This is a genomic window from Streptomyces sp. URMC 126, from assembly GCF_051386555.1.
Taxonomy (GTDB): domain Bacteria; phylum Actinomycetota; class Actinomycetes; order Streptomycetales; family Streptomycetaceae; genus Streptomyces.
In genome coordinates, this window is record NZ_JBPQTX010001445.1 from 1 (window position 1) to 230 (window position 230).

At 67.8% G+C, this 230-nt stretch carries 1 protein-coding gene; it reads right to left on the minus strand.

Going from position 1 to position 230, the window contains the following annotated elements:
* On the minus strand, positions 1-230 hold a 230-nt coding region (locus tag ACSNOK_RS36620), incomplete at both ends, for a transposase (protein WP_436784949.1).

A 230-nucleotide genomic window follows, 5' to 3' on the forward strand; every position in this document is an offset into this window, starting at 1 on the left:
GGTTAAAGACCTCGCGGGCTGCGTATCGCTTGAGGCATCGGATGATCTCACGTCGGGTCTTGCCCTCCTGGGTGCGGCGTTCGTAGTACGCCTGGGTGCGCGGGTCGTGGCGCAGGCGGGTGAAGACGATGCGGTGCAAGGCCGCGTTCGCCTGACGGTCGCCGCCGTAGTTGAGCCGACGCGTGCGCCGCCGGCCCGAGGAGTACTCGATGGGGCTGACTCCGCAAAGG